21 protein-coding genes are annotated in these 18,722 nt (G+C 30.8%); 11 read left to right on the forward strand and 10 right to left on the reverse strand.

Annotated elements, in window-relative coordinates; all coding sequences use genetic code 11:
- The first annotated feature begins 24 nt into the window (after positions 1 to 24).
- Positions 25 to 912 (forward strand): glycosyltransferase, encoded by an 888-nt coding sequence (locus tag H1R17_RS13625; RefSeq protein ID WP_163430762.1) that lies wholly within the window; start codon positions 25 to 27, stop codon positions 910 to 912.
- Here H1R17_RS13625 and H1R17_RS13630 read toward each other — a convergent pair.
- The 6 genes from H1R17_RS13630 to H1R17_RS13655 are packed head-to-tail and all read right to left on the reverse strand — an operon-like array spanning position 897 to position 6,518.
- Complete coding sequence (locus H1R17_RS13630) at positions 897 to 1,289, reverse strand: FdtA/QdtA family cupin domain-containing protein (protein WP_163430760.1); 393 nt, start codon at positions 1,287 to 1,289, stop codon at positions 897 to 899. The genes H1R17_RS13625 and H1R17_RS13630 overlap by 16 nt on opposite strands.
- Positions 1,290 to 2,009, reverse strand: coding sequence for a hypothetical protein (locus H1R17_RS13635; RefSeq protein ID WP_163430759.1), 720 nt, complete (start codon positions 2,007 to 2,009; stop codon positions 1,290 to 1,292).
- The gene (locus tag H1R17_RS13640; RefSeq protein ID WP_163430757.1) at positions 2,006 to 3,475 is read right to left on the reverse strand and encodes an oligosaccharide flippase family protein; all 1,470 of its coding nucleotides are present in this window, start codon (positions 3,473 to 3,475) and stop codon (positions 2,006 to 2,008) included. Before H1R17_RS13640 ends, H1R17_RS13635 begins: the two co-directional genes overlap by 4 nt.
- A gap of 1 nt (position 3,476) precedes the next feature.
- Complete coding sequence (locus tag H1R17_RS13645; protein ID WP_163430755.1) at positions 3,477 to 4,466, reverse strand: glycosyltransferase family 2 protein; 990 nt, start codon at positions 4,464 to 4,466, stop codon at positions 3,477 to 3,479.
- On the reverse strand, positions 4,466 to 5,563 hold the full coding sequence (locus tag H1R17_RS13650) for a DegT/DnrJ/EryC1/StrS aminotransferase family protein (RefSeq protein ID WP_163430753.1): 1,098 nt from the start codon (positions 5,561 to 5,563) through the stop codon (positions 4,466 to 4,468). Before H1R17_RS13650 ends, H1R17_RS13645 begins: the two co-directional genes overlap by 1 nt.
- Before the next feature lie 10 nt (positions 5,564 to 5,573).
- Positions 5,574 to 6,518: a GNAT family N-acetyltransferase gene (locus H1R17_RS13655; protein WP_163430751.1), complete on the reverse strand. Its 945-nt coding sequence runs from the start codon at positions 6,516 to 6,518 to the stop codon at positions 5,574 to 5,576.
- Between the two features lie 116 nt (positions 6,519 to 6,634).
- On the opposite strand from H1R17_RS13655, the gene thrS reads away from it, so the two are divergent.
- From thrS to H1R17_RS13680, 5 genes are all read left to right on the forward strand, one after another.
- On the forward strand, positions 6,635 to 8,575 hold the full coding sequence (gene thrS, locus H1R17_RS13660) for a threonine--tRNA ligase (RefSeq protein ID WP_163430749.1): 1,941 nt from the start codon (positions 6,635 to 6,637) through the stop codon (positions 8,573 to 8,575).
- A gap of 36 nt (positions 8,576 to 8,611) precedes the next feature.
- On the forward strand, positions 8,612 to 9,166 hold the full coding sequence (infC, locus tag H1R17_RS13665; protein ID WP_163430955.1) for a translation initiation factor IF-3: 555 nt from the start codon (positions 8,612 to 8,614) through the stop codon (positions 9,164 to 9,166).
- A 51-nt stretch (positions 9,167 to 9,217) separates the two neighbouring features.
- Positions 9,218 to 9,415 (forward strand): 50S ribosomal protein L35, encoded by a 198-nt coding sequence (gene rpmI / locus H1R17_RS13670; protein ID WP_163430747.1) that lies wholly within the window; start codon positions 9,218 to 9,220, stop codon positions 9,413 to 9,415.
- 116 nt (positions 9,416 to 9,531) lie between these two features.
- Positions 9,532 to 9,876 (forward strand): 50S ribosomal protein L20, encoded by a 345-nt coding sequence (gene rplT, locus H1R17_RS13675; RefSeq protein WP_163430745.1) that lies wholly within the window; start codon positions 9,532 to 9,534, stop codon positions 9,874 to 9,876.
- Positions 9,877 to 10,011: 135 nt separating this feature from the next.
- Positions 10,012 to 10,827 carry a 2,3,4,5-tetrahydropyridine-2,6-dicarboxylate N-succinyltransferase gene (locus tag H1R17_RS13680; protein ID WP_163430954.1) on the forward strand — a complete coding sequence of 272 codons (816 nt, stop codon included), beginning with the start codon at positions 10,012 to 10,014 and terminating at the stop codon, positions 10,825 to 10,827.
- Positions 10,828 to 10,944: 117 nt separating this feature from the next.
- On the opposite strand, the gene rpmA is transcribed toward H1R17_RS13680, so the two are convergent.
- Both rpmA and rplU read right to left on the reverse strand, forming a co-directional pair.
- Positions 10,945 to 11,205 (reverse strand): 50S ribosomal protein L27, encoded by a 261-nt coding sequence (gene rpmA, locus H1R17_RS13685; protein ID WP_163430743.1) that lies wholly within the window; start codon positions 11,203 to 11,205, stop codon positions 10,945 to 10,947.
- 42 nt (positions 11,206 to 11,247) lie between these two features.
- Positions 11,248 to 11,559 (reverse strand): 50S ribosomal protein L21, encoded by a 312-nt coding sequence (rplU, locus tag H1R17_RS13690; protein WP_163430741.1) that lies wholly within the window; start codon positions 11,557 to 11,559, stop codon positions 11,248 to 11,250.
- A 190-nt stretch (positions 11,560 to 11,749) separates the two neighbouring features.
- On the opposite strand from rplU, the gene H1R17_RS13695 reads away from it, so the two are divergent.
- From H1R17_RS13695 to H1R17_RS13715, 5 genes are all read left to right on the forward strand, one after another.
- Entirely contained in the window at positions 11,750 to 13,075 is a 1,326-nt protein-coding gene (locus tag H1R17_RS13695; protein WP_163430739.1) for a pitrilysin family protein, read from the forward strand.
- Between the two features lie 13 nt (positions 13,076 to 13,088).
- On the forward strand, positions 13,089 to 15,143 hold the full coding sequence (locus tag H1R17_RS13700) for an insulinase family protein (RefSeq protein ID WP_163430737.1): 2,055 nt from the start codon (positions 13,089 to 13,091) through the stop codon (positions 15,141 to 15,143).
- 273 nt (positions 15,144 to 15,416) lie between these two features.
- The gene (gene nadC, locus H1R17_RS13705) at positions 15,417 to 16,277 is read left to right on the forward strand and encodes a carboxylating nicotinate-nucleotide diphosphorylase (protein WP_163430736.1); all 861 of its coding nucleotides are present in this window, start codon (positions 15,417 to 15,419) and stop codon (positions 16,275 to 16,277) included.
- 69 nt (positions 16,278 to 16,346) lie between these two features.
- Entirely contained in the window at positions 16,347 to 17,207 is an 861-nt protein-coding gene (locus H1R17_RS13710) for a YihY/virulence factor BrkB family protein (protein ID WP_163430735.1), read from the forward strand.
- A gap of 2 nt (positions 17,208 to 17,209) precedes the next feature.
- Positions 17,210 to 17,632 carry a DUF2147 domain-containing protein gene (locus H1R17_RS13715; RefSeq protein ID WP_163430734.1) on the forward strand — a complete coding sequence of 141 codons (423 nt, stop codon included), beginning with the start codon at positions 17,210 to 17,212 and terminating at the stop codon, positions 17,630 to 17,632.
- A gap of 81 nt (positions 17,633 to 17,713) precedes the next feature.
- On the opposite strand, the gene H1R17_RS13720 is transcribed toward H1R17_RS13715, so the two are convergent.
- A complete protein-coding gene (locus H1R17_RS13720; protein ID WP_163430732.1) occupies positions 17,714 to 18,169 on the reverse strand; it encodes an META domain-containing protein in 456 nt (151 codons plus the stop codon).
- Between the two features lie 17 nt (positions 18,170 to 18,186).
- Positions 18,187 to 18,672: a hypothetical protein gene (locus H1R17_RS13725; RefSeq protein ID WP_163430730.1), complete on the reverse strand. Its 486-nt coding sequence runs from the start codon at positions 18,670 to 18,672 to the stop codon at positions 18,187 to 18,189.
- Positions 18,673 to 18,722: the final 50 nt, after the last annotated feature.

Here is an 18,722-nt window from a genome sequence, read left to right on the forward strand (position 1 = left end):
TATTTTATATTTGTTTAAATATTTATGATGTTACCATTAGTTACTGTTATTTGCAATTGTTTTAATCACGAAGGCTTTGTTTTACAAGCTATTCAATCGGTATTAAATCAAACTTATAAAAATATAGAATTAATTGTTATTAACAATGGTAGTACAGACAATTCTTCGCAAATTATAAGCACCTTTTTAAAACAATATCCAGAAATTAAATATATTAATCTTCCAGAAACAATTAGTATTACAAAAGCATTTAATAAAGCTGCAAAATATGCTAATGGTGTCTATTTTATTGATTTAGCTGCTGATGATGTTTTATTGGAAGATTGTATTGAAAAACAAACATCTTTCTTTTCACAACAATCTGATAATGTTGCACTTATTTTTGGAAATGCTTACCATATAAATGAAAATGGGCAAAAATTAAAACCTTATTTTCCTGTAAACGATAATAATAACGTAATTGATTCCTCATTATTTAACACCAATTATGTAAAGCTTCTTTCAAGTGGCTTGTCAATCTGTTCGGTTTCAGCAATGTTTACAAAAAAGCATTTTGAATTATTGAATGGTTTTAATGAAGATTTGTTTTTTGAAGATTTAGATTATTGGTTAAGACTTTCTAGACAATTTGAAATTAAATTTATAGATGATTTTTTGGTTGAAAAACGTTTCTTAGAAAATTCTTTAGGTAATCAATTTTATGATAAAAAAACGTATTCAAAAAACATTAATAAATCACTTCGAATAATTTACAATCAGTCTTTAAAAAGAAATATTTCAAAAGAAGAAAATAAAGCTTTGCTAAAAAGAATTCACTTTAGTATGGATAAATGTTTAAAAAACAAACTGTGGTTAGAGCTTTTTAAATTTTCTATAATAAAACTAAAATGTCATCTTTATTTACTTAAATAGTTTTTGAAATCATTAAAATCACGAATGTAATCGCTTTCATCAAATTCAGCTGATGAAACAACTAAACAAACAGATCCTGATGAAAAATTACGGAGTTCACGCCAAGTATTTATTGGCACATATAAACCTTCATTAGGTTTAAATAAATGGTATACTTTTTCTTGTGTGCCATCGTTCAAAACAACTTCAAAACTTCCGCTAACCGCTATAATAAACTCTTGTTGAGCCTTATGCGCATGCCCGCCCCTTTCTGCACCACTTGGTACATCGTATAAATAATACACTCGTTTTATTTCAAAAGGAATGGTTTCTCCTTGTAAAACAGATAAATTACCACGAGGATCTTCAATTTTAGGTAGTGTAATTATTTTACTCATTTATAGTTTTATAGTTAAGTAGTTTTCTAAAGCTTTTTTTTCAGTTTCCCAATCTCTTGTTATATTGTCTTTGATTTTCTTTGCAGGAATACCACCAATTAAAATATTTTCTCCATAAGAAATATAGTCTTTATTTAATAAAGAATTGGTTGCCACAATGTTGTTAGGAGCTGTATAACAATTACCTTTTATTGTAGTACGGGCACCAATATAGTTATGATTACCAATAAAAATATCTTTATTCATTGGTTCTATTATATTTGTTGATACATCTTTTACCTCATGAAAATTTGTATCGCAAATTAGACAATCATTTCCAAATTGTACCCAATCTTCAATCGTAATTTTTTTAAAACAAATAATTTCTGTTCTTGCTGCAAACGAATTTATATGTCCTAGGGTTAAAACAGCCTCCTTTTTTATATAAACCTTTGTATCAATTCCAAATTGTACACGTCCGTTAATATTTAAAGTACCATTTACAACAGCCTCTCCTTTACTGCCTCCTTTTGTAAATATTTCATATGGTTGACCAAAGCCTACTAAGCCGAAAGTAACAGGAACATTAAAGCATATTTTCCCTTTTAACTCAACAACTTTAAAGCCTTTATAAATAATTATAGGCAATGATAAAGCTTCTTTAAAAGGCAACGTTTTAAAGTTAATTTTAATTGTTTGAATCCAACTAATTGAAATGAAATGTTTTAATCTCTGAATCAAAATAGTGATTTAATTTTATTCTTGATTTTATTATCAAATATATAACTATCAAATTTCAAAACGCTAAAAAACAAAGAAAGTATTGCTAATACTACAGCAATTATAAAAAAATAATGCGCATTTAAATTAAAATAGAGCCAAATTAAACATGCAGTAATTAATACAGAACCTAAAAACAATGTTTTTGTAGCCTTATTTAACTTAAAATCATATACTTTATTTACATAGAAGTAAATATAAATTGAAGAAAGTACATAATTAACCAAAATAGCCAAACCAATACCATACAAACCTATTTTATTAAACAGAATAATGGATAAAACGGCATTTAAAACATCGCTTAATGCATTAATAATAAAATACTGTTTGTAATTTTTATGAGCTAAAAATAAATATCCTATTGCGTAATTAAATCCTCTAAAAACAATAGATAACAATCCAAAAATCAAGATGCTATAGGCTGGTTTGAAATCTTTAGAAAAAAATAAACTAATCAACTCGTTTCCAAAAGAATACACAATTAATATTGCAGGTAAAATAACCAATAAACTCATTTCTAACTGATTGTTAATTAATAAATTAGAATCATCTTTCTCTTTAATTGTTTGTGTAAGTTTTGGAAAAAAATACTTACTCATTGCTATAAAAATCATTCCTAAATACGAAACCAAAATAATGTTACCTACATTATAATAGCTCAAATATGCGGAATTGTGATCCTTTAAAAATATCCGAATTACATAATAACACAAGAAACCTATAAAAACGTTTAAAGCCATTAAACTACCAGACTTTATGTATTCTTTAAAATAGGTTTGCTTTTCATTAGTTGTTAGTTTTATGTTTGTATTAGGAACAAGCGTAAGTTTTAAGTATATCAAATAGGTTACAATTGCACTTAATATCATAGCTATTATAATTCCATTTATTTTAAAGAAATAATAGCTAAGTATTACAACAACAGTGTTAACAGCATTTGATAAGATGTTTATTCTGATTAATTTAGAAAAATTTTGAGTTCCTTCTAAAAAAATAATTTTGTTCTGAGTTAAACTTGTAAACACAAAATAAACCGAAAGAAGTATAAACCAAATATAATAATCGGTAGTTTCAAAAGTTAGTTTACTTAATAAAGAAGATAGTACTATGGAAACAATGGCAGCTAAAAGCCCCGTAGCAATAGAAAAAAAATTGATTGCTTTTATTGTTTTTTGAAACTCTTGCTCATTCACACCTTTTTTAGCAGCAATTTCTCTTATTCCAATAAAATTAATTCCAAAATTTGTAAACGATGTAATTAACTGTGTTGTATTTTCAATTAATCCCACTAAACCAAACCCTTGAACTCCTAAAATTCTACCAGCAGCAAAATTGATTACTAATTTTAAAAATAATCTTAAAACTTCTACAATACCAAATAAACTGGTAGCTTTAAAAAGTGTTTTATATTGTTTTTGTGAACTCATTTTATTCAATTACGCAACCCATGCTTTCATAACTTGCCTTAAACTGCTCATACCAATTTTTCCAATCATTAAAATCTACATCAGTATTAGTACAACATTCTTCAATCCATTTAGAAGAAATATCGTTTTCAAAATCTAAAATATCATATTCTTTACCATTTACCCAAGCTTCGTTTAAAATCTTGTTCAACTTAAAAACGTCAAGTGAAGTAGCAAAATGCTCTTTATCAATTGTAGAAGCTGTAAATTTATAAGTAGCTTTAATAATTTCTGTTTTAGTATGTGCAAATTTAAAACTTTTTATATGCTTTAAAACTTCCCTTATTTGTAATAATTCATCAACAATATTGGCAGAATTACACCAAACCTTTTCATAATATTTTTGCGAAAAAACACCACCAGCAACAATGTATAAATGATAATACTTTAAAAGTTCATCTTTTTTTGATTTGAATTTAGAAACAATACTGCTTACTTTTAACTGATTGGTTTTAAAAATTGACGTAAATAAAAAACCATTAGTTGTTAAAACTTTAGGTTCTATGATATCAAAATATTTTTTTGATTGAACAATGTTTTTAGATCTTAATTTTTCGTTCTTTAGCCACATAAACTTTATCATATCAACTTTCATATTGCAAACTTCGCTTACAAAATCAGTATAATTTATGTGCTCTTTAAACCACATATCATCTTCTAAAAGAATAAAATTCGCTGAAACTTTTAAAATTTCATTTCGCCAAAAATCGGCAGGAATTACCTTTTCAGGAACAGTTTCTAATAAAATATGATTGCTTTTCTTTTCAAAATTTGGAGATTTCTTAATAATAACATCAGGAAAAAGTTGCTGAATTTTATCTAAATACCTTTGTGGTGTACCATCATCTAAAACAATAATTTTATCAGAAAAACCGTCTAAAAAATGATAAATACTTGCAATAGTACGATGTAACAAGTAAGCACGATTAAATGATTTAATATAAATATCCATTAAAAGCCATTTAACTTATCAATAATGTAATCTTGCTCTTCTACAGTTAACGAAGGATTTAGAGGGATACTAACAACTTGATGATGTATTAATTCACTAATTGGTAATGAAAGCGCACTAAACTCTGTCATTGCCTCTTGTTTATGAGGCGGAATAGGATAATGAATTAATGTTTGTATGTTATGTTCTAACATATATTGTTGAAATTGTTGTCGGTTTTCAACTCTAATAGGAAAAATATGAAACACGTGCGCATTGTAGTCTGCAATAAAAGGCAAAACAATGGTTGGATTTGAAACTTCGTTAATAAAACGTTTAGCAATTCCTTTGCGAATGTTGTTATCAAAATCTAAATCGGGTAATTTTAAGCGCAAAAAAGCCGCTTGTAACTCGTCTAATCTAGAATTAATTCCTTTATAAATATTATGATATTTAAGCTCAGATCCGTAATTACGTAAACTACGTATGCAATTTGCTAACAAGGTGTTTGATGTTGTAACAGCTCCACCATCACCTAAACACCCTAAATTTTTTCCAGGGTAAAAACTAAAACCCGCAGCATCGCCAATTGCACCCACTTTTAAATTATTACAAACAGCTCCGTGGGCTTGCGCTGCATCTTCAATTAACAACAAACCAAAATCTTTGCAAAAAGTTTTAATTGCTAAAGCATCAGTCGCCTGCCCGTACAAATGCACCATTAAAACACCTTTTGTATGTTGCGATACTTGATTTTGTAATACTTCTAAAGTTAAGTTGTAATTCAACAAATTAGTATCAACCAGCTTAGGTATTAAACCTGCGTTTAACACCGCTAAAATGCTAGCAATATAGGTATTAGCAGGTACTAAAATTTCATCTCCTACTTTTAAAACACCTAACTCAACATAAGCCTTAAATATTAAAACTAAAGCATCTAAACCGTTACCAACACCAATACAATGGGTTGTATTACAATAATTAGCAAACTCTTCTTCAAAGTGTAAAACTTCGTCACCTAAAATGTAATATCCCTTATCTAAAAACAAGGATGTTTTTTGTAAAAAAGCTTCTTTATAAGGAGCATTTATTTTACTTAAATTTAAATATGGAATCATCTTAATTTGCTTAAATTTTAAAGTGATAGGTTGAAAAAACGATAGTTCGCGCGCCAAATTGCTCTTTCCAAGCCAAAAGCGACTCTTTTTCTATAAACGTTTCATCGGAACTTGATGTACCAAAATCAAAATAAGGTTTGTTTAATTGATGTATGATTTCTAAATGTAACAAATCTAAACCTCCTAATTTATTAAAACTTGGATTACCTGCAATATATTGTGATTTTGTATATTTTTTGTTTTGAAACAGTATCGTTCCAGCAATCATTTCATTGTTTAAAAAAGCCCCAATTAGCTCAATTTCATTAGAAAAAAGAGCTTTTAATTTTATCATTTCTTCTAACGAATGAATAGGCTTTTTACCAAATTTATTATTTAAGCGAGGAACAAGTAATTCGTTCCAAAAAAAATCGAAATCATTACTTTTTTTAATTTCAATACCTAATCGTTTGGCTTTATTAGCGTTTCTAAGAATTGATTTTGATACAATTAACGACTCATTATTATAAATTACAGATCCAATGTTGTACTCAATTGAACACTGATACGATTGTTGTAAAAACATTAATTCATCATTTGCACTTTCACTATATATTGATGGAATTGTTTTAATAAATAAATCAGTTATAGAACGTTCTTTTAAAAACGCTATCAAATGTGCAAACAATTGCTTGTATAATGCAAAACGAACAGTTTGTTTTACCAATAAGCCACCATATGTTAAACCTTGATGTGAAAAAACACTAGCGTCTTTTATAGTAGCTGGCAAAATAGCAACCAATTCATCTTCTAAAAAAAACAATAACGAACAATCAGCAAAACGGTCTTTGTGATATTCCATAAAATCGCGTTTAAATAAAAAAGTGGCATTTTTACTTAAATCAACAAAAGAATCCCAAGTACTTTTATAACTTTCGTTATACTGAATTATGGTTATGGCTTTATCAATATTCATACTAAGAAACGAAATAACGTAAAAACATTAACATTTCATAACGAAACCGTGTGATTTTTTATCATTGAAAATAATTCTTTCTTATATTTGCGTGATAAAAAAATTTCAATAACAAAATGATTAAAATAACATTACCAGATGGTTCGGTTCGTGAGTATGCTTCAGGCGTTACTCCGTACGATGTAGCTTTAAGTATAAGCGAAGGTTTAGCACGTAACGTAATTTCAGCTAATTTTAACGGTACTACCGTTGAAACCGTTACGCCGTTAACCACCGATGGTAGTTTGGTTTTATACACTTGGACGAATGATGAAGGAAAAAAAGCATTTTGGCACTCTACATCACACGTTATGGCGCAAGCTTTACAAGAAATGTATCCTGGAATTAAATTAACTATTGGTCCTGCAATTGACAATGGTTTTTATTACGATGTTGATTTTGGTGATAATAAGATATCAGATGCAGATTTTAAAGCAATTGAAGATCGAATTTTAGCCATTTCTAAAGAAAAATACGAATTTAAAATGCGTTCAGCTACAAAAGCTGAAGCTTTAGAATTATATAAAGACAACGAGTACAAAACAGAATTGATTCAGAACTTAGAAGACGGAACAATTACTTTTTGTGATCACGCTACTTTTACCGATTTATGTCGTGGTGGGCACATTCCTAACACAAGCATCATTAAAGCGGTAAAAATACTTTCAGTTGCAGGTGCATATTGGAGAGGCGATGAAAAAAACAAACAATTAACTCGTGTTTATGGAATATCGTTCCCTAAACAAAAAGACCTTACCGAATATTTAGAAATGATTGAAGAGGCAAAACGCCGCGATCACCGTAAATTAGGTAAAGAATTAGAATTGTTCACATTCTCACAAAAAGTAGGTCAAGGGTTGCCATTATGGTTACCAAAAGGAGCTGCTTTACGTGAGCGTTTAGAATCATTTTTAAAGAAAGCACAGAAAAAAGCGGGTTATGAACAAGTGGTAACACCACATATTGGTCATAAAGAATTATATGTAACTTCAGGGCATTACGCAAAATACGGTGCAGATAGTTTTCAACCTATTCACACACCTGTTGAAGGAGAAGAATACTTATTAAAACCAATGAACTGCCCACACCATTGTGAAATTTACAATGCAAAACCTTGGTCGTACAAAGATTTACCTAAACGTTATGCAGAATTTGGTACCGTTTACCGTTACGAACAATCGGGTGAGTTACACGGTTTAACACGTGTTCGTTGTTTTACGCAAGACGATGCGCATATTTTTTGTACACCAGATCAATTAGACGAAGAATTCAAAAAAGTAATCGATTTAGTATTGTATGTTTTTGGTTCTTTAGGATTTGATAATTTTACGGCTCAAGTTTCTGTTCGCGATTTAGACAAGCCAGAAAAATACATTGGATCAGTTGAAAACTGGGAAAAAGCAGAGCAAGCAATTATTAATGCAGCAAAAGATAAAGGTTTAACTTATGTAATAGAATCTGGCGAAGCCGCTTTCTACGGACCTAAATTAGACTTTATGGTAAAAGATGCATTAGGCCGTAGTTGGCAATTAGGAACCATTCAGGTAGATTACAATTTACCAGAACGTTTTGATTTGTCATACAAAGGATCTGATGATAAGTTACACAGACCTGTAATGATACACCGTGCACCATTTGGTTCAATGGAACGTTTCATTGCTATTTTATTAGAAAACACAGGCGGTCATTTTCCATTATGGTTAATGCCAGAACAAGTTATCATCCTGTCTTTGAGCGAGAAATATGAAAATTATGCAAAAAAAGTTTTAAATTTGCTAGAAAATCACGAAATTCGCGCCAAACTTGATGATCGTAATGAAACCATCGGTAAAAAAATCCGTGAGGCAGAGTTACAAAAATATCCTTTCATGTTAATTATTGGTGAGGATGAAGAGAAAAATGCAACCGTTTCTGTTCGTAAACAAGGAGAATCAGGTAAATCAAATACCTCTATGAAAATTGAAGAATTTATCTCTTTAATTGAAGAAGAAGTAAACAAAACAATAAAACAATTTTAAGTTAAACCGCTGTAAAAAGCACAAAACTATAATACCATAGCAGTAAATCACAGAAGAGGTTTTAAACCTCTAGAAAAGAAGGAAGATGCACACAGAATTAATGATAAAATTCGCGTGCCAGAAGTTCGTTTAGTAGGCGATAACATAGAACCAGGTGTTTATAAAACAACTGAAGCAATGGCTATGGCTGATGCTCAGGCCTTAGATTTGGTTGAAATTTCTCCAAATGCAAACCCACCTGTTTGTAAAATTATCGATTACAAAAAGTTTCTTTACGAGCAAAAGAAGCGCGACAAAATGTTGAAGGCTAAAACTGCTCAAATTACTGTTAAAGAAATTCGTTTTGGACCTCAAACAGACGAGCACGATTATGAGTTCAAAAAGAAAAATGCAATGAAATTTTTGAAAGAAGGTTCAAAATTAAAAGCATTTGTATTCTTTAAGGGTCGTTCAATTATATACAAAGAACAAGGTCAAATTTTATTATTGCGTTTAGCGCAAGACTTAGAAGAATTTGGAAAAGTAGAAGCTATGCCCGTTCTTGAAGGTAAAAGAATGACAATGTATATTGCACCTAAAAAGAAAAATTAGTACTTTTGCACAATATTGTTAAGTAAGATAACATAAATACCTAGGAACAAGATGCCTAAAATGAAAACTAAATCTAGTGCTAAGAAACGTTTTACCGTTACTGGTTCTGGAAAAATTAAAAGAAAACACGCTTTCAAAAGCCACATCTTAACAAAGAAGTCTAAAAAGCGTAAATTAGCTTTAACTCACTCTGGTTTAGTACATAAATCTGACGAGAAAAGCATCAAAGAACAATTAAGAATTATTTAATCTTAATTGATTCTTTCGGTTAAAACAATTTAATAACCCTGGAGTGGGCTGATCGTAACTAATTAAAAGATCAAAAGCGATGGCAACATCCGCCCTACTACAAAAATCTAAGAATTATGCCAAAAGCAAATAATGCAGTAGCATCAAGAGCAAGAAGAAAAAGAATTTTGAAGCAAGCCAAAGGTTTCTTCGGAAGACGTAAAAACGTTTGGACAGTAGCTAAAAACGCGGTAGAGAAAGCAATGTCTTACGCTTACCGTGACAGAAAACAAAAGAAAAGAAATTTCCGTTCATTATGGATTATGCGTATTAACGCTGGTGCACGTTTACACGGAATGTCTTATTCTCAATTCATGGGAAAAATCAAAGCTAACAACATCGAATTAAACCGTAAGGTTTTAGCTGATTTAGCAATGAACCACCCAGAAGCTTTCACAGCTATCGTTAATAAAATTAAATAAACGTTTGTAAAACCCCGTTTATCTTACTTACATATATAAAACCTACTTTTTAGTAGGTTTTTTTATTTCTATATCTTTATAAAAAGACAGAAAAATAAAAGGTTTTGATATATTTGTATGAAATTAAACTTAAGTATGGAATCGTTAAAAAACATTATAGAAAAAGCTTGGGAAAACCGAGAATTATTACAGCAAGAAGAAACGCAAAAAACTATTAGAGAAGTTATAGATTTAATTGATAACGGAGAATTACGCACTGCAGAACCCGTAGATGGTGGTTGGCAAATTAATGAATGGGTTAAAAAAGCTGTTGTAATGTACTTCCCTATTCAAAAAATGGAAACCTTAGAAGCAGGAATTTTTGAATATCACGACAAAATACCTTTAAAACGTAATTATGCCGAAAAAGGAATTCGTGTAGTGCCTAATGCAGTAGCACGTCATGGTGCCTACATTTCATCTGGTGTAATTTTAATGCCATCTTATGTAAATATTGGAGCTTATGTAGACGAAGGTACTATGGTAGATACATGGGCAACCGTTGGTTCTTGTGCACAAATTGGTAAAAATGTGCATTTATCTGGAGGTGTTGGTATTGGTGGTGTTTTAGAACCTTTACAAGCTGCACCAGTAATTATTGAAGATAATGCTTTTATTGGATCTCGTTGTATTGTAGTTGAAGGTGTTCGCGTGGGTAAAGAAGCTGTTTTAGGCGCTAATGTTTGTTTAACAGCATCTACTAAAATTATTGATGTAACAGGTGATACGCCTGTAGAAATTAAAGGATATGTTCCAGAGCGCTCTGTAGTAATTCCGGGTTCTTACACCAAGAAATTTGCAGCGGGTGAATACCAAGTACCTTGTGCTTTAATCATTGGTAAACGAAAAGAAAGTACTGATAAGAAAACTTCTTTAAACGATGCTTTAAGAGAGCATAACGTTGCGGTTTAATTAAAACGAATTATTTAAAAAAAATAATTTTAATAGACCAAATAAACTTATAATAACTACTAAAATAAAAAAAGCATCTCTTAAGAGATGCTTTTTGTTCTTTGTTGTCTAAGAAGATTAAGCTTCAAACGGTACAATAGAAACGAAAGATTTGTTATCTCTCTTTTTTGTAAATTGTACAACTCCATCAACTTTAGCATGTAAAGTATGATCTTTTCCCATGTAAACGTTTTCACCTGGGTTATGTTTTGAACCTCTTTGTCTAACGATGATGTTTCCAGCAATAGCTGCTTGACCACCATAAATCTTAACGCCTAAACGTTTCGATTCTGATTCTCTACCATTCTTAGAACTACCGACACCTTTCTTGTGAGCCATGATGTTTGGTTTTTAAAATTGTTAATACTTTCTAGTTACAGATTAGATGTTGATTCCCTCGATTACGATTTGAGTCAATGCTTGTCTGTGACCGTTTTTCTTTTTGTATCCTTTTCTTCTTTTTTTCTTGAAAACGATAACTTTGTCACCTTGAAGGTGTTTTAAAACTTTCGCTCCTACTGAAGCTCCTGTTATAGCTGGGGCGCCTAAAGTAATTGCACCTGCGTTGTCTACTAAGAAAACTTTGTCAAAAGTAACATTAGTTCCTTCTTCAGCAGCTAAACGGTGTACATACACTTTTTGGTCTTTGCTAACTTTGAATTGTTGCCCTGCTATCTCTACGATTGCGTACATAACAATTAAATTAAAATTAATTTTAAGACTGCAAATATACAAAAAATATCTAAAATCAAAGCCTAAGTTGTTCGTTTTTAAAAAATTAATTCTAACTGAAAAAATATTTAAAAAAAAGAAGAAGTTAAATGTAACAAAATCACGAAATTGCGAACTAATTTACAAAATCAAATTAATTTAAATCGAAGTTATGAGAAAATCTTTAACGGCTTTAGCTTCTGCACTTTTAATTAGTAGTGTTGCAGTTGCTCAGAAAGTTGAGTTTGAAGAGTATACACTTGACAATGGTTTGCATGTAGTATTACATCAAGACAAATCGGCGCCAGTTGTAGTTACTTCTGTAATGTACCACGTTGGTGCTAAAGATGAAAACCCAGAGCGTACTGGTTTTGCGCACTTTTTTGAGCACCTTTTGTTTGAAGGTACTGAAAACATTGGAAGAGGAGAATGGTTTAAGTTGGTAACTTCTAACGGAGGTCACAATAACGCAAACACTTCTGATGACCGTACGTATTATTACGAAGTTTTTCCATCAAACAATTTAGAATTGGCTATTTGGATGGAAAGTGATCGTTTATTACAACCAGTTATCAACCAAATTGGTGTTGATACACAAAACGAAGTTGTAAAAGAAGAAAAACGTTTACGTGTAGATAATCAACCTTACGGAAACTGGATTACAGAGGTTAAGAAAAATTTATTCAAGAAACATCCATACCGTTGGGCACCTATTGGTTCTATGGAGCATTTAGATGCTGCTACTTTAGAAGAGTTCCAAGCTTTCAACAAAAAATTCTATGTACCTAACAATGCTGTATTGGTAATTGCTGGTGATATTGAATTTGGTAAAACAAAAGAATTGGTTCAAAAATATTTTGGTGTTGTTAAAAGAGGAGCTGATGTTCCACGAGTAAACATCAAAGAAGATGAAATTACAAAACCTATTATTGCTACAGCTCATGATGCAAACATTCAAATTCCAATGTACATCACAGCTTATAGAACGCCATCAATGAAAACGCGTGAGGCAAGAGTTTTAGATATGATTTCTTCTTACTTAACAGGTGGAAAATCATCGCCAATGCAAAAGAAAATTGTTGATGAGAAAAAAATGGCTTTACAGTTATTTGCTTTCAACTATGCACAAGAAGATTACGGTATGTATTTAATTGGTGCAATGCCAATGGGTGATACATCTAGAGCTACTTTACAAAAAGAAATTGATGATGAAGTAACAAAATTACAAACAGAATTAATTTCTGAAAGAGATTACCAAAAATTACAAAACGATTTTGAAAACCGTTATGTGAGTGGAAACTCAGATTTAGAGCAGTTAACAGAGAATTTAGCAACAAATTATTTGTTATATGGTGATATTAATTTAATTAACGAAGAAATTAATATTTACCGTTCTATCACAAGAGAAGAAATTCGTGATATTGCTAAGAAATACTTAAAAAGTAATTCTCGTTTATTATTAGATTATGTACCAGCTAAAGAAGATTCAGCTAAATAATTCGGTTAACAAAATGAAAAAAATATTAGTATTCGCATCAGCTTTGTTACTAACAATTAGTGCCGAAGCTCAAATTAAACGCCCGCAACCACAAGCAGGACCAATGCCAACGGTTAACGTGAAAAAACCACAAGAATTTTCATTAAAAAACGGGTTAAAAGTTTTAGTTGTAGAAGATCACAAATTACCACGTGTAAGCTACTCATTAACAATTGATACACCACCTTATGCAGAAGGTGCAAAAGCAGGTGTTTCTAGTTTAACAAGTGCTGTTGTAGGTAACGGAACCGCAAAAACATCTAAAGAAAAATTCAATGATGAAATTGACTTTTTAGGTGCAAGCGTTAACTTTTGGAACACAGGTGCATCAGCAAGTGGTTTATCAAAATACAGTTCTCGCTTATTAGAATTAATGGCAGAAGGATCTTTAAGTCCGTTATTTTCTCAAGAAGAATTTGATAAAGCAAAACAACAATCTATCGAAGGGTTAAAAGCTGATGAAAAATCGGTAGCTTCAGTAGCTGGTCGTGTTACAGATGCTTTATTATATGGTAAAAATCATCCAAACGGTGAGTTTGTTACAGAGCAAAGTTTAAACGCAGTTAGTTTAGAAGATGTTAAACAAAACTACGCATCTTACTTTGTGCCAGAAAACGCTTACTTAATTGTAGTGGGTGATGTTAACTATAAAGATGTTAAAAAGCAAGTAGAAAAATTATTTAAAGGATGGAAAAAAGCATCTGCACCAGTTGCTAAATATCCAGAACCAAGTGATGTTATCAAAACTCAAATTGATTTTGTTGATATGCCAAATGCAGTTCAGTCTGAAATTGCTTTAGTAAACACAGTAAACTTAAAATTAACCGATAAAGATTATTTTGCAGGTTTAATTGCAAACCAAATCTTAGGTGGTGGTGGTGAAGGACGTTTGTTCTTAAACTTACGTGAAGCTCATGGATGGACATACGGAGCTTACTCTTCTTTAGGTTCAGGTAAATACACTTCTAAATTTAAATCGTCAGCATCTGTACGTAACGTAGTTACCGATTCTGCTGTAGTTGAATTTGTAAACGAAATCAACAAAATTAGAACACAACCTGTTACACAAGCTGAGTTAGATTTAGCAAAAGCAAAGTATATTGGAAACTTTGTAATGGAAACACAAAAACCAGGTACTATTGCAGCTTTTGCTTTAAGAACTAAAACGCAAAATTTACCAGCTAATTACTATGAAAACTACATTAAAAACATTCAAGCGGTAACTATTGCTGATGTTCAACGTGTAGCAAATCAATATTTCAAGAAAGACAATCAACGTATTGTAATTGTTGGTAAAGGTGCTGATGTTGCGGGAACTTTAGATCGTTTAGGTTACCCAGTAAATTATTACGATCGTTTTGCAAATTCGGTAGAAAAACCAGTTTTCAAGAAAGCAGTACCAGCAGGTGTTACTGCTAAAACAGTTATCGAAAACCATATCAATGCAATTGGTGGTGAGAAAAAATTGAAAGAAGTGAAATCATTAAGCGTTGTTTCTAAAGGAACTATGCAAGGTATGGAGCTTACAATGACTCAAAAACAAACCAATAAAGGTCAATCAGCGATGTCTTTAAACGGTATGGGAATGGAAATTATGAAGCAAGTGGTTACGCCTACTTTAGGTTACACTGTGCAACAAGGACAGAAACAAGATTTAAAAGGTGATGCTTTAAAAGATGCTCAAGAATCTACAAAATTATTTGATGAATTAGAGGATTTAAAAAATGCTTCAAAATTTGAATTAACTGGAATTGAAGTGTTAAACGGAGAAGAGGTTTATGTGTTGAAAAAAGATAAATCTACTATATATTATAGTGTAGCAAGTAACTTAAAAGTAGCAGCTACAGAATCTGTTGAAGCACAAGGACAAACTTTTGAAATGACTTCAACTTATGGAGATTATAAAGAAGTTAAAGGTGTGAAAGTAGCACATGCAACTTCATTACCATTAGGTCCAGGAATGTCAGTTGAATTTAAAGCTTCTGATGTAAAAGTAAATGAAGGTGTTTCAGACGCTGATTTTAAATAAGAAAAGTTTTAAGAATAAAAAAACCAGTAGTTTTCACTACTGGTTTTTTTATTCTTAATTTTAATAAGGACTTTTTAAAAGATAAATTAAAGAAATCCTAGCCATTAAGATTAAGCATTAGCTAGAAATAATATTGTTAGAACATTTTTCTTTTATATTTCGCTTTCAATATATAAGTGTATTGCTTTCTAATATACTGTCTGTTAAAACTTATTTTTTCAATTTCTTTACTACAAATAAAAAATTGTACTTTAGCAAATAAACATAATTTAGATGATTTCACAAGAACAATTTAATAAAGAACTGCACTTAATCATTGAAAATGCTATTCGCGAAGATGTTGGCGATGGCGATCATAGTTCATTAGCATGTATACCTGCAGATGCAATGGGCAAAGCAAAGCTTTTAGTTAAAGATGAAGGAATTTTGGCTGGTGTTGCGTTTGCTAAAATGGTGTTTCACTATGTAGATCCAGAAATGCAAGTTGAAGTTTTAATGGAAGATGGCACACCTGTTAAGTATGGCGATATTGCTTTTTATGTTACAGGAAAATCGCAATCAATTTTAAAAGCTGAGCGCGTTGTTCTAAATTGTATGCAACGCATGAGCGCTATTGCTACCAAGACCAAATATTTTGTTGATTTAGTAAAAGGCACCAAAGCAAAAATTTTAGATACTCGTAAAACTACGCCTGGAATTCGTGCTATTGAGAAATGGGCAGTGAAGATTGGTGGTGGTGAAAATCATCGTTTTGCTTTGTATGATATGATCATGTTAAAAGACAATCACATTGATTTTGCTGGAGGAATTACGCAAGCTATTCAAAAAACGCAATCGTATCTAAAAGAAAAAAATAAAGATTTAAAAATTGTTGTTGAAGCTCGAAATCTTCAGGAAATTGAAGAAATTCTTCAAAACGATGGCGTTTATCAAATCTTAATTGATAACTTTAATTACGAGGATACTAAAAAAGCAGTTGCTATGATAAATGGTAAGTGTTTTGCAGAATCATCGGGTAATATTAACGAGAAAACCATTCGAAATTATGCTGAATGTGGTGTTGATTTTATATCAAGTGGTGCATTAACACATTCGGTTTATAACATGGATTTAAGTTTAAAGGCGGTATTGTAAATTATTTTGAAGAGTTCATCGGTTAAAATAACAAAATTACCTGTTATAGGTAAATTAATTAAATTTTCTATGCGGCTAAAATTACCCGGATTAGAAGGTTTAACACTTTATGGACTCTTACGAATTTACATTGAAGGTATTGTAAAAGGAGCGTTTAACTACAAAGCTGGTTCCATTGCTTTTACGTTTTTTATGGCGTTGTTTCCGTTTGCATTATTTCTCTTAAACCTTATTCCTTATATACCTATTGATAATTTTCAGCAAAGTTTTTTATCATTTGTAGAAGAAAACGTTCCGCCAAATACATACGATGCTATTGAGTTAATTTTGGTAGATATCATGAATAATTCCTATAAAAGTTTATTATCAACGGGGGTTATCATGTCTGTGATTTTTATGGCGAATGGCGTTAACGCAATTATTGGTGGATTTGAATCATCAACACACTTATCTGTTTCACGTAGTTTTTTTAGACAATACCTTATTTCAATAGTCTTATCTGTTTTATTAAGTTTACTATTAGTTATTTCAGTAGCGGTTTACTTAACAGTAGAAGTTTTAATGCATGTTTCTGATAATCCTGTGTTGGCCGATGTTGGTAGAAATATTTTTGTAGTATTAATGATATTACTTACCGTATCTATTTTGTATAAATTTGGTACTAAAGAAACAAAACATCTATCATTTATTTCTTACGGATCTATTTTTACAACTATCTTAATGTCAATGACTTCTGTAGGTTTTGGGTTTTATGTTTCTAAATTTGCAAAATATAATGAGTTGTACGGATCAATTGGTACACTTTTGGTTATTATGATTTACATATGGATAAACTGTATGATTTTATTGCTAGGTTTTGAATTAAACGCTGCAATATATACAGCCAAAAGAAAAAAAATGTATATTAGTAACACTAAAACACAAAATTAAGTATGAAAAATGTAATTGTAACATTCTTGTTAACTGCTTTTGCGGTTGTTGGCTTACAAGCACAAGTAACTGGTAAATGGAAAACAATTGATGATGAAACGGGTAAAGCCAAATCTATTGTTGAAATATCAGAGAAAGATGGAAAGTATTATGGAAAAGTAATAGAGATATTAACGGATAAAAAAGAAGCTAAGTGCGACAAATGCCCTGGTGCCGATAAAGGTAAGCCAATTAAAGGATTAACCATTATTAAAGGTTTAAAAAAGGATGGATCTGAGTATTCTGGTGGAACCATTACTGATCCTTCATCAGGAAAAGAGTATAAATGTGCTATTAAATTAAATGGTAAAGATAAATTAGATGTAAGAGGTTATGTTGGTATACAAGCTTTGGGGCGTACGCAAACTTGGGTAAGAACAAATTAATCATCAAACTTTCTTAAATAAAAAGCATCTCTAAAATTAGAGATGCTTTTTATTTGAAAATTGATTTTAGTTTCAAATTTTCTATGCTTCTTTTTTAATATAAGTAGCAATTACTTTACCACTTTCATCTATTAATTGTAGTTGTTTGCCTTTAATTGTTATTGTTTTTGTCTTAAGAAATGGGACTGAGTAAATTAAATGTTTCATTTCCTCTCCACAATAACGCATAGTTGACATACCTATACCAAATGTAACTTTATTATCCTCAATAGTGAAATCACCTCCTTGACCATTGCATCCATCACTAGAACCGTAATAGTTATCTGTGAAAGAAAGTACCAACTCTTTTTGCTCTTTGGTTGGCTTAAAGTCGCGATTCTCTACGTCTAATCTTTTTAAAACCCATGAAGTATTGTTTAAAGTACTCATAATTTTTTCTGATGTAGCTTTGTTTGAATGAAACGTTTGTGATGAACTACAAGAAGTCATTCCTAAATTCAAACAAATAATAAGTCCTAATGTTAAAAAAGTTTTCATTTTTTATTTCAAATATACTACTTTTTCTTTTTTAAACTAAATCCGTAAGCTAAACGTAACGCAATTTGATCGGTTTCATAATCGTTATAATGTTCATAGCGCACACTAGCATCTAAATACTTATTAGCAAAACCAAAAACAGGAGCTACAATTAGAGAATTATCTAAATTGCCTTTTACACCAAAAGCAACACCTGCTTCGCCCATTAAATAAAACTGATTTCCTAGAAAATATTTAAATCCAAATTTTGCTGGTACAAAACCAACATCTTCAGGATCGGCAAACATATGTGTATAGCCAGATGTAAGAGTAATTGAAGTTTTTTTAGTAAAATCATATTGTGCACGTACATCTATTCCTAGACTACCATCATAATCTCCATCAGTAGGAAATCCTCCATTCAATCCAAAACCAAGTCTAAAACCTTTATTATATTCTGTTTGACTATATGCCATTGTTCCAATTAACAAACTTGCACCAATGGTAAAAAATATCTTTTTCATAATTTCTTTTTGGTTAGATACATTCAATCGTTATGCCAATACGCAAAATG

It is taken from the genome of Flavobacterium sp. xlx-214 (assembly GCF_013874595.1).
Lineage (GTDB): Bacteria > Bacteroidota > Bacteroidia > Flavobacteriales > Flavobacteriaceae > Flavobacterium.